11 protein-coding genes are annotated in these 13,431 nt (G+C 70.8%); 7 read left to right on the top strand and 4 right to left on the bottom strand.

Annotation, left to right across the window (positions count from 1 at the left end; translation table 11 throughout):
- Positions 1 to 115: 115 nt before the first annotated feature.
- The gene (locus AB8810_RS20150; protein ID WP_369914670.1) at positions 116 to 1,933 is read right to left on the bottom strand and encodes a copper resistance system multicopper oxidase; all 1,818 of its coding nucleotides are present in this window, start codon (positions 1,931 to 1,933) and stop codon (positions 116 to 118) included.
- Positions 1,934 to 2,048: 115 nt separating this feature from the next.
- On the bottom strand, positions 2,049 to 2,483 hold the full coding sequence (locus AB8810_RS20145; protein ID WP_369914667.1) for a CopL family metal-binding regulatory protein: 435 nt from the start codon (positions 2,481 to 2,483) through the stop codon (positions 2,049 to 2,051).
- 246 nt (positions 2,484 to 2,729) lie between these two features.
- Between AB8810_RS20145 and AB8810_RS20140 the strand changes: the two genes are divergently transcribed.
- The 6 genes from AB8810_RS20140 to AB8810_RS20115 all read left to right on the top strand — a co-directional run bounded on the left by AB8810_RS20140 (position 2,730) and on the right by AB8810_RS20115 (position 10,394).
- Complete coding sequence (locus AB8810_RS20140) at positions 2,730 to 3,173, top strand: heavy metal-responsive transcriptional regulator (RefSeq protein WP_179568708.1); 444 nt, start codon at positions 2,730 to 2,732, stop codon at positions 3,171 to 3,173.
- Positions 3,170 to 5,620, top strand: a complete 2,451-nt coding sequence (locus tag AB8810_RS20135; RefSeq protein WP_369914666.1) for a heavy metal translocating P-type ATPase — start codon at positions 3,170 to 3,172, stop codon at positions 5,618 to 5,620. Before AB8810_RS20140 ends, AB8810_RS20135 begins: the two co-directional genes overlap by 4 nt.
- A 41-nt stretch (positions 5,621 to 5,661) precedes the next feature.
- Complete coding sequence (locus AB8810_RS20130; protein WP_179568706.1) at positions 5,662 to 5,874, top strand: heavy-metal-associated domain-containing protein; 213 nt, start codon at positions 5,662 to 5,664, stop codon at positions 5,872 to 5,874.
- Positions 5,875 to 6,006: 132 nt separating this feature from the next.
- Entirely contained in the window at positions 6,007 to 7,110 is a 1,104-nt protein-coding gene (locus AB8810_RS20125) for a PLP-dependent cysteine synthase family protein (protein ID WP_179568704.1), read from the top strand.
- Between the two features lie 61 nt (positions 7,111 to 7,171).
- Complete coding sequence (locus tag AB8810_RS20120; RefSeq protein ID WP_369914665.1) at positions 7,172 to 9,196, top strand: M3 family metallopeptidase; 2,025 nt, start codon at positions 7,172 to 7,174, stop codon at positions 9,194 to 9,196.
- A gap of 316 nt (positions 9,197 to 9,512) precedes the next feature.
- Positions 9,513 to 10,394 (top strand): SH3 domain-containing protein, encoded by an 882-nt coding sequence (locus AB8810_RS20115; RefSeq protein WP_369914664.1) that lies wholly within the window; start codon positions 9,513 to 9,515, stop codon positions 10,392 to 10,394.
- A gap of 45 nt (positions 10,395 to 10,439) precedes the next feature.
- Here AB8810_RS20115 and fabB read toward each other — a convergent pair whose 3' ends face one another.
- Together fabB and fabA are read right to left on the bottom strand one after the other, a co-directional pair.
- Positions 10,440 to 11,648, bottom strand: a complete 1,209-nt coding sequence (gene fabB / locus AB8810_RS20110; protein WP_179568700.1) for a beta-ketoacyl-ACP synthase I — start codon at positions 11,646 to 11,648, stop codon at positions 10,440 to 10,442.
- Positions 11,648 to 12,163, bottom strand: a complete 516-nt coding sequence (gene fabA / locus AB8810_RS20105) for a 3-hydroxyacyl-[acyl-carrier-protein] dehydratase FabA (RefSeq protein WP_179568698.1) — start codon at positions 12,161 to 12,163, stop codon at positions 11,648 to 11,650. The genes fabB and fabA overlap by 1 nt, the downstream gene beginning before the upstream one ends.
- Positions 12,164 to 12,369: 206 nt before the next feature.
- Here fabA and dinB point away from each other — a divergent pair, with 206 nt between their 5' ends.
- Positions 12,370 to 13,431 (top strand): DNA polymerase IV, encoded by a 1,062-nt coding sequence (dinB, locus tag AB8810_RS20100; protein WP_179568696.1) that lies wholly within the window; start codon positions 12,370 to 12,372, stop codon positions 13,429 to 13,431.

Genomic DNA, 13,431 nt, shown 5'->3' with positions numbered 1-13,431 from the left:
GCGATATCGGCATCGGCGACTCCAGGCGCATGCACATGCTGCGCTCCTGCAGCCCCGTGCGCGAACAGCAGCGCCAGGCCGATGGCCTGCGCCAGCGTGGCGAGCGGCGTGGCGTTCATGCGTCCACCCGCACTTCGCGCATCATGCCGCCGTCCATGTGGTACAGCAGATGGCAGTGGTAGGCCCAGCGGCCCAGCGCGTCGGCGCGCACGCGGTAGCTGCGGCGCGTGCCCGGCGGCATGTCCACGGTGTGCTTGCGCACCTGGAACTGGCCGGCGGCGTTCTCCACGTCGCTCCACATGCCGTGCAGGTGGATCGGGTGCTGCATCATCGTGTCGTTGACCAGCACGATGCGCAGGCGCTCGCCGTAGTTGAGCCGCAGCGGCTCGGCGCTGGCGAACGGGATGCCGTCGAAGGACCAGGCGAACTTCTCCATGTTGCCGGTCAGATGCAACTCGATCTCGCGCCCGGGTTCGCGGCCGTCGGGATCGTCGAACAGGCTGTGCAGGTCGGCGTAGGTCAGCACCCGGCGGCCGTTGCCGCGCAGGCCGATGCCCGGATCGTCCAGCTTCGGCGCGGTGGCGGAGGATTGCATGTCCACCAGCGGATTGCCGCGCTCGCTGGACGGATGCGTGGGCGCCGCGCCGGCGTCGCCAGCCGCATGCGCGCTGTGGTCCATCGCGGCATGGTCCATGCCGGCCATGCCGGCGCCGCAGCCGCCTTCCATGCCTTTCATCGGCGCGCCACTGCCATGGTCCATGCCGGAATGCCCCGCCATGTCGTGACCCATGTCCTGCATGCGCAGCAGCGGGCGCGGATCGTTCGCCGGCACCGGCGCCTGCAGTCCCTGGCGCACGGCCAGGGTGCCGCGCGCGTAGCCGGTGCGGCCCATGTCCTGGGCGAACACGGTGTAGGCGTCCTGGCCGCCGGGTTCGACCAGCACGTCGTAGGTCTCGGCCGCTGCGATGCGCAGTTCGTCCACGCTCACCGGGTGCACGTATTGCCCGTCGGCGGCGACCACGGTCATCTTCAGCCCGGGGATGCGCAGGTCGAAGTAGGTCATGCTGGAGGCGTTGATCAGGCGCAGCAGCAGCTTCTCGCCGGGACGGAACTCGCCGGTCCAGTTGCCGCCGGGGGCGACGCCGTTGAGCAGGTAGGTGTAGGTGTTGGCGTTGACGTCGGACAGGTCGCTGGGCGTCATGCGCATTCTTCCCCACATGCCGCGGTCGGCGAGGGTGGCGCGCAGGCCGTCTTCGCGCGCGTCGCGCAGGAAGTCGCCGACGGTGCGCTGGTAGGTGTTGTCGTAGGACGGCATCTTCTTCAGCCGCCGGAACAGCGCCGCCGGGTCCAGATCGGTCCAGTCGGAAAGCAGCAGCACGTGTTCGCGGTCGTAGTGGTAGGGCGGCGGCTGCAGCGGATCGATCACGATCGCGCCGTACAGGCCGGCCTGTTCCTGGTGCAGCGAGTGGCTGTGGTACCAGTAGGTGCCCGACTGGCGCAGGGCGAAGCGGTAGCGGTAAGTCTCGCCCGGGGAGATGCCGTCGAAGCTCATGCCCGGCACGCCGTCCATGTTCGCCGGCAGCAGGATGCCGTGCCAGTGCACGGAGGTTTGCGTGTGCCCCGGCAGGCGGTTGGCGACTCGCACCTCGACGGTGTCGCCTTCGCGCCAGCGCAGGATCGGCGCCGGCACGCTGCCGTTGACGGTGATGGCCGGGCGCTCGCGCCCGGTGAAGTTGACCCGCGCGCTGCCGATGCCGAGGTCGAAGTGGGTGCCGTGCAGCTGATACGGCACGGCGCCATTGCGCGCCAGCGTTGCGGCCTGGGCGTGCCGCAGCGACAGGCCGCCGATGCCGGCGGCGGCGCCCAGCGCCAGTCCGGTGACGAAGCGGCGCCGCGACGGCAGGGCCGGCAGGCCGGAGGAAGGTGGTTTCATGAGCGAGCCTCGATGCGATGCGATGCGCGACCGCGTGGGCGGTGCGTGCGCAGAAGCGACGGCGCGCGGAGGCGCGGTCGCCGTGGCGCCGCCCGAGCGGGCGGCGGCGTCGCGATCAGGCGCTGGGAGGTCGCTCCAGCCGCGGCAGGCCGGGCGCGCCGCGGCCATCCTGGCGGCCGCGCGGGAACAGCTGTTGCGCCGCGGCCGGCAACGCCAGCGGCAGCGCGATCAGCGCCGGCAGCGGCTGCGCATGCGGGCACTGGCAACCGGCCGCGGTGCCGCAGCAGCCGTGCTTGCCGCCCTTGCTGTGGCCGTCGCCGTCGTGCTCGTGCACCTGCGCCGGCGTGGCCTCATGACAGGGCATCGCCGCGCTGGCGACCTGCGCGGCATGCAGGTGCCTGCCAGCATGGCCCTCGGCCATGGCATGGTCCGTGCCTGGCGCTGCGTCGGCCATGCCGTGCATGCCCGGCATCGCCACAGCCGTGCCGGCGCCATTGAGCAGCAGGCTCAGGCACAACAGCAGGCGGGTCAGCAAGGCGAAGATCGGCACGGAACAGGCAGGGCACGCGAGGGGATACGCGGAGAATACTGCAGTGATGGCCGCGGGCAAGCGCCGGGACGGCGCGGCGGCTCGCCATCGGCGCACCCTGGAGCCGGGTCCAGGGCGCGCATCCACGCCCGGTGATGGCTTGCGGGGCAGGGGTTTCGAGTCAACGTGAGCCGCCAATGAACAATTCGCGCGCAACGGCGACAATGGCTTGACCCTGGACCGGCGTCCAGGGAGTAGCTTGCACGCATGAATCCGGTCGCCCCTCCGTCCCGCTTCACCATCGGCGCGCTCGCGCGCCAGGCCGACGTCGCCATCGACACGGTCCGCTACTACGAGCGCCAGGGCCTGCTGCCGGCGCCGCCGCGGCGCGCGTCCGGCTACCGCGACTACGATGCGGCCGCGGTGGAGCGTGTACGTTTCATCCGCCGCGCCAAGGACCTGGGATTCTCGCTGGAGGAGATCGGCGACCTGCTCGCGCTGCAGGACGATCGCCTGCATGGCGTGGAAGGCATCAAGCAGCGGGCCAGCAAGCGCCTGCACGAACTGGATCGGCGCATCGCGCAGCTGACCGAGATGCGCGATGCGCTGGCCGTACTCGTCGCCGAATGCCCGGGCAGCGGCGAACCCGCCGGCTGCCCGATCCTCGGCGACATCCGCGGCGACGCCGCGCCGGGCAAGCCGCAGCCGTGAACGCGCCGGCCGCCAACACCGCCACGGTGAGCCTGCCGGTGCACGGCATGAGCTGCGCGTCCTGCGCCGTCGGCCTGGAGCAGGCGCTCAAGCAGCTGCCCGGGGTCGATGCCCAGGCCAATTACGCCGCCGCGCGCGTGCGCCTGGACTACGACCCGCAGCAGGTGGATGCGCAGGCGCTGCTGCAACGCATCGGCCAGGCCGGCTACACGGTGCCGACGCAGATGCTGACACTGGACCTCAGCGGCATGAGTTGCGCGTCCTGCGCGGCCGCGATCGAAACGGTGCTGGCGAACACGCCCGGGGTGATCGCCGGCAGCGTCAACCTGGCCTCGGCCAGGGCGCGCGTGGAGTACGTGGCGGAACTGGTGGCGCCGGCCGGCATCGTCGCGCGGATCGGCAGCGCCGGCTTCGGCGCCAGCGTGGTGCGCGAGATGGATCAGGCCCAGTTGCAAGCGCGCGAACAGGCCGAGCGCCGCGCCTGGCATGGCGAGCTGGGCCGCTTCGCTGCCGCGGTGCTGCTGACCCTGCCGTTGTTCGTGCAGATGTTCGGCATGCTGGACATCTCCGCCATCGCGCATGCGCTCGGCGGCCAGCACGCCGAGCCGCTGCCGCGCTGGCTGCAGCTGCTGCTGGCCACGCCGGTGCAGTTCTGGCTCGGCGCGCGCTTCTACCGGGCCGGGTTCGCGGCCTTGCGCAACGGCCGCGCCAACATGGACGTGCTGGTCGCGCTCGGCACCAGCATGGCCTACCTGTACAGCGCCGCGGTCACCGTGTTCGGCCTGGCCGGCCAGCACGTGTATTTCGAGGCAAGCGCCTCGATCGTCACCCTGATCCTGCTCGGGCGCTTGCTGGAAGCGCGCGCCAGGCGCAGGACCTCCTCGGCGATCCGCGCGCTGCTCGACCTCAAGCCCAAGACCGCCAAGGTGGAGCGCGACGGCGCGATCGTGGAAGTCGATGCCGCCGAGCTGATCGTCGGCGACGTGTTCGTGGTCGCCGCCGGCGAGCGCGTGCCGGTGGACGGCGAGGTGCTCGACGGCCGTTCCAGCGTGGACGAGGCGATGCTGTCGGGCGAGGCGATGCCGGTGGCCAAGGAGCCGGGCAGCCGCCTGTTCGCCGCCACCGTGAACCAGTTCGGCATGTTGCGCGCGCGCGCCACCGGGGTCGGCGCCGACACGCTGCTGGCGCAGATCATCCGCATGGTCGATGCGGCGCAGGGCTCCAAGGCGCCGATCCAGCATCTGGTCGATCGCATCGCCGGCGTGTTCGTGCCGGTCGTGATCGCCATCGCCGCGCTCACCCTGGCCGCGACCTGGTGGCTCAGCGGCAGTTTCGCCACCGCGCTGGTGCATGCGGTGGCGGTGCTGGTGATCGCCTGTCCGTGTGCGCTGGGCCTGGCCACGCCGACCGCGATCATGGTCGGCACCGGCGTGGGCGCCCGGTCCGGCATCCTGATCCGCAACGCCGAGGTGCTGGAGCGTGCGCGTGCGTTGACCACGCTGGTGCTGGACAAGACCGGCACCCTGACCGAAGGCCGGCCGCAGGTGACTGCGATCGGGGTGGCGGACGGCGGCGATGCGACGGCGTTGCTGCGCCTGGCCGCCGCGCTGGAGGTCGGTTCGGCGCATCCCCTGGCCGACGCGATCGTGCGGCGGGCCGCCGACGAGGGCGTGCGCGGGTCGCCGCCTCTGCCGGTGGCCGCGGTCGAGACGCTGCCCGGCAAGGGCGTACGCGGCCGCGTCGCTACCCGCGAGGTGGCGCTGGGGTCGCTGGCGTGGCTGCGCGAGCTGGCCGTGCAGGCGCCGGACGCGGCGCTGCTGCAGCGCGCCGAGGCGGCGCAGGCGAAGGGCCAGAGCGTGGTCGCGGTCGCGCTGGACGGCCGCCTCGCCGGCTACATCGCCATCGCCGATCCGCTGCGCGACGGTGCGCTCGAGGCGGTGGCGCGGCTCAAGGCGCGCGGCATCGCCGTGGTCATGCTCAGCGGCGACAACCGCCATGTCGCACAGGCCGTGGCCGCGCAGGTCGGCATCGCGCGGGTGCTGGCCGAGGTGTTGCCGCAGCACAAGGCCGAGGAGGTGCAGCGCCTGCGGGCCGAACCCGGCGCGCACGTCGGCATGGTCGGCGACGGCATCAACGACGCGCCGGCGCTGGCCGCGGCCGACGTCAGCTTCGCCATCGGCGCCGGCTCGGACATCGCCGTGGAGGCGGCCGACGTGGTGCTGGTGCATGGCGACCTGGACGGCGTGGCCACCGCCATCGACCTGTCCGCGGCGACCTTGCGCAAGATCCGCCAGAACCTGTTCTTCGCCTTTTTCTACAACGTGCTCGGCATCCCGCTGGCCGCGTTCGGCCTGCTCAATCCGGTGCTCGCCGGCGCGGCGATGGCGCTGAGTTCGGTCTCGGTGCTGGCCAATTCCCTGCTGCTGAACCGCTGGCGGCCGCGCTGAGCGCGGTGCCGGGCAACCCCACTCCAACGAGGACACCCGCAATGCGCCATCTCCAACTCACGGTCCAGGGCATGACCTGCGGCGGCTGCTCCGCGCGGTTGCAGCGGGTGTTGCAAGCCAGCGCCGGGATCGCCGCGGCGCAGGTCGTGCTGGACGGCGGGCGCGTGGACCTGGAGTACGACGAGGCCCGCACCGACGCCGCGGCGATCGAGCGCGCCATCGTCGATGCCGGCTTCGGCGTCGCGGCCCCCTGAGCGGCGCCGCGCCACCCGGGGGCGACGCCACAGCCGCCAGGTGAACGTCGCCACGCCCCGGCGCCCTGCGCAGCCCCGGGGCATGGGGCGGGCGTGTATCGTGGACGCGATTTTTCCGTCCTGCGCACCGCCATGACCCCTCGCGATTGGGTGGCCAACGCCATCCAGAAGATCGAAGCCGATTTCAACCGTTCGGCCGACACCCACCTGATTCCGCTGGACCTGCCCGGTTTCCCCGGCATCGACCTGTATTTCAAGGACGAGTCCAGCCATCCCACCGGCAGCCTCAAGCACCGCCTGGCGCGCTCGCTGTTCCTGTACGCGCTGGCCAACGGCTGGCTGCGCGAGGGGCGCCCGGTGATCGAGGCCTCCAGCGGCTCCACCGCGGTGTCCGAAGCCTATTTCGCGCGCCTGCTGGGATTGCCGTTCATCGCGGTGATGCCGGCCGCGACCTCGCCGGAGAAGATCGCCGCGATCGAGTTCCAGGGCGGGCGCTGCCACCTGGTCGAGCGCGCCTGCGACCTGCACGCCGATTCGGTGCAGCTGGCGCGCGAGAGCGGCGGCCACTTCATGGACCAGTTCCTGTACGCCGAACGTGCCACCGACTGGCGCGCCAACAACAACATCGCCGAGTCGATCTTCCGGCAGATGCAGGAAGAACCGCACCCGGTGCCGGAATGGATCGTGTGCAGCCCCGGCACCGGCGGCACCGCCGCCACGCTGGGCCGCTACGTGCGCTACCGCCGCCACGCCACCCGCATCCTGTGCGCGGATCCGGAAGTGTCGGTGTTCTTCGAAGGCTATTGCGAAGCGCTGGCCGGGCGCGACTACGCCGGCCTGGCCAGCACCGGCGGTTCGCGCATCGAGGGCATCGGCCGGCCGCGGGTGGAATCGAGCTTCATCCCCAGCTGCGTCGATGCGATGGTCAAGGTGCCCGATGCGCTGAGCCTGGCGGCGATGCGCTACGTGAGCGCGCGCCTGGGCCGGCGCGTCGGCGGCTCCACCGGCACCAACTTCGTCGGCGTGCTGCAGGCGGCGACGCGGATGCGCGAGCACGGCCGCAGCGGTTCCATCGTCACCATCCTGTGCGACAGCGGCGAGCGCTACGGGCACAGCTACTACCGGCCGGACTGGTACCGCGAGCACGGCATCGACGTGGAGCAGGCCGACGCGCAGCTGGCCGCGGCGGTGGCCGGCGCCGGGTTGCCGCCGCTGGCTTGTGCCGCGTTGTCCTGACCGCCATATCCCGACCATGGCCGGCGCCGCCGGCCCTTTCCCCGCTACCGAGATTCCCGCGATGACCAATCCCCTGCTCGATTTTTCCGGCCTGCCGCGCTTCGATGCGATCCAGCCCGAGCACATCGGCCCGGCGATCGATGCGCTGCTGGCCGCCGCCGACGCCGCGGTCGCGCACGCCGAGCAGGTCGCGCCGGTGAGCTGGGACAGCTTCGTGGTGCCGCTGGACGACGCCACCGAGCGCCTGTGGCGCGCCTGGGGCCAGGTCAACCACCTGCAGGGCGTGGTCAACACCCCGGCGCTGCGCGAGGCCTACAACGCCAACCTGCCCAAGGTGACGCGCTTCTCCAGCGCGCTGGGGCAGAACCTGGCGCTGTTCGCGCAATACCGCGCGCTGGCCCCCACGCCCGAAGCCGCCGGCTACGACGCGGCGCGGCGCAAGGTGCTGGACAACGCGCTGCGCGATTTCCGCCTGGGCGGCGCCGAACTGGGCGATGCCGACAAGCAGCGTTTCGCCGCGATCCAGGAAGAACTGTCGGCGCTGTCGGCGAAGTTCTCGCAGAACGTGCTCGATGCCACCGATGCGTGGTCGCTGCCGATCGACGACCAGGCGCGTCTGGCAGGCCTGCCAGACGACGTGATCGCCGCGGCGCGCGCGGCGGCGGAAAAGGACGGCCAGGCGGGCTGGAAGCTGACCCTGCAGATGCCGTGCTACCTGCCGGTGCAGATGTACGCCGACGACCGCGCGCTGCGCGAGACCCTGTACCGCGCCAACGCGATCCGCGCCTCGGAATTCGGCGACGCGGCGCTGGACAACAGCGCGGCGATCGAGCGCATCCTGGCGCTGCGCGGCGAACTGGCCGGCCTGCTCGGTTTCGCCAGCTACGCCGAGTATTCGCTGGCGACCAAAATGGCGCAGAACCCCGACGAGGTGCTGGGCTTCCTGCGCGACCTGGCCGCGCGCGCCAAGCCGTACGCGCAGCGCGACCGCGCCGAACTGGAAGCCTACGCTCGCGAGCATCTGGGCCTGGACGAACTGCAGGCCTGGGATATCGCCTACGCCAGCGAAAAGCTCAAGCAGGCGCGCTACAGCTTTTCCGAGCAGGAAGTGAAGCTTTACTTCACCGAACCGAAGGTGCTGGACGGCCTGTTCGGCGTCATCAACGACCTGTACGGGCTGCAGGTGCAGGCCGACAGCGCCCCGGTGTGGCATCCGGACGTGCGCTTCTTCCGCGTCAGCGATGCGCGCGGCCGCCTGGTCGGGCAGTTCTACCTCGACCTGTACGCGCGCGAGGGCAAGCGCGGCGGCGCCTGGATGGACGACTGCCGCAACCGCCGCGACCGCGCCGACGGCGTGCAGACGCCGCTGGTATACCTGGTGTGCAACTTCGGCCGCGGCGGCGACGGCAAGCCGGCCACCTTCACCCACAACGAAGTCACCACCCTGTTCCACGAAATGGGCCACGGCCTGCACCAGTTGCTGACCCAGGTCGGCGAACTTGGCGTGGCCGGCATCAACGGCGTGGAATGGGATGCGGTGGAGCTGCCCAGCCAGTTCATGGAGAACTTCTGCTGGGAGTGGCCGCGGCTGCAGGCGATGACCGCGCACGTGGACAGCGGGCAGCCGCTGCCGCGCGCGCTGTTCGACAAGATGCTCGCGGCGAAGAACTACCAGAGCGGCATGTTCACCGTGCGCCAACTGGAGTTCGCGCTGTTCGACATGCAACTGCATCACAGCTTCGACGCCGCCGGCGACAGCATGCTGCAGCTGCTCGAACGCGTGCGCGACGAAGTCGCGGTGAACCGGCCGCCGGCATGGAACCGCTTCCCGCACCAGTTCAGCCACATCTTCGCCGGCGGCTACGGCGCCGGTTACTACAGCTACAAGTGGGCCGAAGTGCTCAGCGCCGACGCCTACGCCGCATTCGAAGAGGCGCCTGACCAGTTGGCCGCCACCGGCGCGCGTTTCCTGCAGGAGATCCTGGCGCGCGGCGGCAGCCGCCCGGCGCTGGAGAACTTCACCGCGTTCCGTGGCCGCGCGCCGGAACTGGACGCCTTGCTGCGGCACAGCGGCATGGCCGGCTGATCCACGTGCGCCGCGCCGCAGTGCATGCGGCGCGGCGAGGCGCAAGCAGGGGGCGATAGCGCACACATCCGCTTGTTGCGGCTTGCAATCCGACGATGCGCTTGGGTGCGTTCACGGCGGCGTGAGCGCACCTTCGCGCATGTCGTCGGTTCATTGCATCTCTTCCAGCCTCACATGCGGCCAGGCATGGCGGGCCCGATCGGGTTAACAGGTCCTTAGCGCATCGGCGTGCTAGAACATTGCCGAACACGATGGCTCGCACGAGCCCATGGAAGAAGCGCCGGCCACAGGGCCGGTCAGGCACAGGAGGTTGGGCATGAAACGCTGCATCTGGATCGCGCCGTTGCTGCTGGCCGCCGCCACGCCGGTACTGGCGCAGAGCAATGGCGGGTTCGCCCGCAGCGGCGCCAATCTGCGCGCAGGCCCGGCCAACGACTATCCGCGCGTCGCCACGGTGGTGGGCGGCGACAGCCTCACCGTCTACGGGTGCGTCAACGATTTTTCGTGGTGCGACGTGCGCTGGCGCGAGGCGCGCGGATGGTTGCCGGCCGGCGTGATCGAGTTCGACGCGCGCGACGGTGTCTTCGCTCCAGCCATCGGATTCGCCATCGATTCCTATTGGGACGCGCATTACCGTGGCCGGCCATGGGCCCGCGACCGCGCACGCTGGCGGCAGCAAGCGCAGGCCTCGCCATCTGCGCCGGCGCCGATGCCCGAGGCGCTCAAGCGCCAGCTGATCCCGCAACGCATCGCCGACACGCGCGGCTACCCGCCGGCGCCGCCCGCCGTGGAAGCGCCGGTGCAGTCGCAATGGGTGCCGCCGGGCGAGCGCATGTACCAGGCGCCGCCGCCGGATGCGCTCAACCCCAAGCGCAACAAGGAGCTGGCGCGCGAGTTGGAGCGACAACGGCGCGTGGCCGAGGAAGACGAGGCGAGGGGCATCACCCCGCCGCTGGGCAAGGTGCCTCCACCGCCCGCGCCTTCGTCGTCGAACGAAGCGTGGTGGCCCCCGTCACCGGCCGCCGTCGAGTGGGTCACGCAGCATCCGCCGAAACCGGCCGCGGCTTCGCCGCCGCCTACGCCACCGCCGCCACCGCCCAAGGCATCACCGCCGCCGCCCGCGCAGGTACCGGCCAAACCGGAACGGAGCAAGGACGACAAGGCCAGCCACCGTGGCGTGAAGGAACTGGAGCGCTGAACCGGCGCAACCGGCGCAGCGCGTCGCCGGCGCGCACGGGTCCGATCAGCGCTTGCCGAACACCAGCGCGGCGTTGGTGCCGCCGAAGCCGAAGCTGTTGGACATCACCGTGCGCAAGGTCGCCTCGCGGCTCTCGCGCACGATCGGGAAGCCCTCGGCGCGCGGGTCCAGCGCGTCGATGTTGGCCGAGCCGGCGATGAAGCCGTCGCGCATCATCAGCAGGCAGTAGATCGCCTCGTGCACGCTGGCCGCGCCCAGCGAATGCCCGGACAGCGCCTTGGTCGAGGACAGCGGCGGCACCGCATCGCCGAACACTTCGCGTACCGCGCCCAGCTCGGTGACGTCGCCCAGCGGCGTCGAGGTGCCGTGCGTGTTGAGGTAGTCGATCGGCGCGTCCACGCCCTGCATCGCCATCTGCATGCAGCGCACCGCGCCTTCACCGGACGGGGCGACCATGTCGGCGCCGTCGGAGGTCACGCCGTAGCCGAGCAGTTCGGCATGGATGCGCGCGCCGCGCGCCACCGCGCGTTCGTAGTCTTCCAGCACCAGCATGCCGCCGCCGCCGGCGATGACAAAGCCGTCGCGCTCGGCATCGTACGGACGCGAGGCCACCGCCGGGCGGTCGTTGAAGCCGCTGGACAGCGCGCCCATCGCGTCGAACATCAGGCTCATGGTCCAGTCCAGTTCCTCGCCGCCGCCGGCGAACATCACGTCCTGCTGGCCGTGGCGGATCAGGTCCGCGGCCGCGCCGATGCAGTGCGCCGACGTCGCGCACGCCGCCGACAGCGAGTAGCTCACGCCCTTGATCTTGAACGCGGTGGCCAGGCTGGCCGAGACCGCCGAGCACATCGTGCGCGGCACCATGTACGGGCCGACCTTGCGCACGCCGCGGTTGCGCAGCAGGTCCGCCGCTTCCACCTGCCAGTGGCTGGAGCCGCCGCCGGACCCGGCGATCAGGCCGGTGCGCACGTCGCTGACCACGGCCTCGTCCAGGCCGGCATCGGCGATCGCATCGCGCAGCGCCAGATACGCGTACGCGGACGCATCGCCCATGAAGCGCTTGAGCTTGCGATCGATCAAGGCTTCCAGGTCCAGCTGCACGTCGCCGGCGACCTGGCTGCGCAGGCCGTGTTCGGCCGCCTCGGGGTTGGCGCGGATGCCGGCGCGGCTGTCGCGCAGCGCGCGCGACACCGTGTCCAGGTCGTTACCCAGGCATGAGGTGATGCCCATGCCGGTAATCGCGACGCGGCGCATCAGAACGCCTCCGTCGAGGTGAACAGGCCCACGCGCAGATCCTTGGCGGTGTAGATCTCGCGGCCGTCCACCGACATGCGGCCGTCGGCCACCGCCATCACCAGCTTGCGGTTGATGACCCGGCTGATGTCCAGTTCGTAGACCACCTGCCTGGCGGTCGGCAGCACCTGTCCGCTGAACTTCACTTCGCTCACGCCCAGCGCGCGGCCGCGGCCGGGCGCGCCGATCCAGGTCAGGAAGAACCCGGTCAGTTGCCACAGCGCATCCAGGCCCAGGCAGCCGGGCATCACCGGATCGTCGATGAAATGGCAGCGGAAGAACCACAGGTCCGGGCGCACGTCGAGTTCGGCGCGGACCACGCCCTTGCCGTGCGCGCCGCCGTTGTCGTCGATGTGGGTGATGCGGTCGAACATCAGCATCGGATCGTTGGGCAGGCGTGCGGCCTCGGCGCCGAACAGTTCGCCGCGCGCGCTGGCGAGAAGGTGTTCGCGTGAATACGAAGTGAGGCGGCTCATGAGCGAATTTCCCAGGGCAGACAGTCGAGGCGCGCAAGCGTGCACGACGCTCGCGCTTTCAATCAAACGTTTTATCCGTACGCACGCGTAGCGTAGGCAGTGCTGCAATGCGGCGCGCTGAGCGAAATCAAGGCATGCGTTCGCAGCGCATGCGCAGGCCTGGCTTATCATGCGGCTACCGTTCGCTGGCGTAGGGTGCAGGGCCGATGCGCAAGATCATTCACGTCGACATGGATGCGTTCTACGCGTCCGTGGAGCAGCGTGACGATCCCGCATTGCGCGGCAAGCCGGTGGTGGTGGCCTGGCGCGGCATGCGTTCGGTGGTGTGCGCCGCGTCGTACGAGGCGCGCGTGTTCGGCATCCGCTCGGCGATGCCGGCGTTGCGCGCCGAGCGCTTGTGCCCGGACGCGATCTTCGTGCCGCCGGATTTCGCGCGTTACAAGGCCGTGTCGCGGCAGGTGCGCGAGATCTTCCAGCGCCACACCGACATGATCGAGCCGCTGTCGCTGGACGAGGCCTATCTCGACGTCACCGCGCCGAAGGGCGAGCTGACCACCGCCACCGAGATCGCGCAGACCATCCGCGCGCAGATCCGCGAGGAAACCCAACTGACCGCCTCGGCCGGCATCGCGCCGAACAAGTTCCTGGCCAAGATCGCCTCGGACTGGCGCAAGCCCGACGGCCAGTTCGTGATCCGCCCGCACCAGGTGGAGGCGTTCCTGACGCCATTGCCGGTCGGCAAGGTGCACGGCGTGGGCAAGGTGATGCAGGCCAAGCTGGCGGCGCTGGGCATCGTCACCGTCGGCGACCTGCGCACGCACGGCGAAGCGGAGCTGGAAGCGCATTTCGGCAGCTTCGGGCTGCGCCTGTATCAGCGTGCGCGCGGCATCGACGAGCGTCCGGTGGAATCGGACCAGCAGGTGCAGTCGATTTCCTCGGAAGACACCTTCGCCGAAGACCTGGCGCTGGACGCGCTGGAGCCGGCGATCCGGCAACTGGCGGAAAAGACCTGGAACGCGACCCGCCGCACCGAGCGCGTCGCGCGCACCGTGGTGCTGAAGCTGAAGACCGCGCAGTTCCGCATCCTGACCCGCAGCTTCACCCCGGAGCAACCGCCGGAATCGCTGCAGGCGCTGACCGATATCGCGCTGGCCTTGCGCCAGCGCGTCGACTTGCCCGCGTCCACGCGCTACCGCCTGGTCGGCGTGGGCCTGGCCGGCTTCCACGAGCGCGAACCGGGGCAGGCGCAGGGGCGGCTGTTCCGTTGA

Source organism: Xanthomonas sp. NCPPB 3005 (assembly GCF_041228095.2).
GTDB classification, from domain to species: Bacteria; Pseudomonadota; Gammaproteobacteria; order Xanthomonadales; family Xanthomonadaceae; genus Xanthomonas_A; species Xanthomonas_A bonasiae.
The sequence above is the reverse complement of the archived record's forward strand: the minus strand, read 5'-3'. Positions and strand labels throughout refer to the sequence as shown.

Excerpts from the sequence above, each read along its gene's own strand:
- AB8810_RS20150 (WP_369914670.1), bottom strand. The coding sequence starts at position 1,933 with ATGAAACCACCTTCCTCCGGCCTGCCGGCCCTGCCGTCGCGGCGCCGC.
- AB8810_RS20140 (WP_179568708.1), top strand. The coding sequence starts at position 2,730 with ATGAATCCGGTCGCCCCTCCGTCCCGCTTCACCATCGGCGCGCTCGCG.
- AB8810_RS20130 (WP_179568706.1), top strand. The coding sequence starts at position 5,662 with ATGCGCCATCTCCAACTCACGGTCCAGGGCATGACCTGCGGCGGCTGC.
- AB8810_RS20125 (WP_179568704.1), top strand. The coding sequence starts at position 6,007 with ATGACCCCTCGCGATTGGGTGGCCAACGCCATCCAGAAGATCGAAGCC.
- AB8810_RS20120 (WP_369914665.1), top strand. The coding sequence starts at position 7,172 with ATGACCAATCCCCTGCTCGATTTTTCCGGCCTGCCGCGCTTCGATGCG.
- AB8810_RS20115 (WP_369914664.1), top strand. The coding sequence starts at position 9,513 with ATGAAACGCTGCATCTGGATCGCGCCGTTGCTGCTGGCCGCCGCCACG.
- fabB (WP_179568700.1), bottom strand. The coding sequence starts at position 11,648 with ATGCGCCGCGTCGCGATTACCGGCATGGGCATCACCTCATGCCTGGGT.
- fabA (WP_179568698.1), bottom strand. The coding sequence starts at position 12,163 with ATGAGCCGCCTCACTTCGTATTCACGCGAACACCTTCTCGCCAGCGCG.
- dinB (WP_179568696.1), top strand. The coding sequence starts at position 12,370 with ATGCGCAAGATCATTCACGTCGACATGGATGCGTTCTACGCGTCCGTG.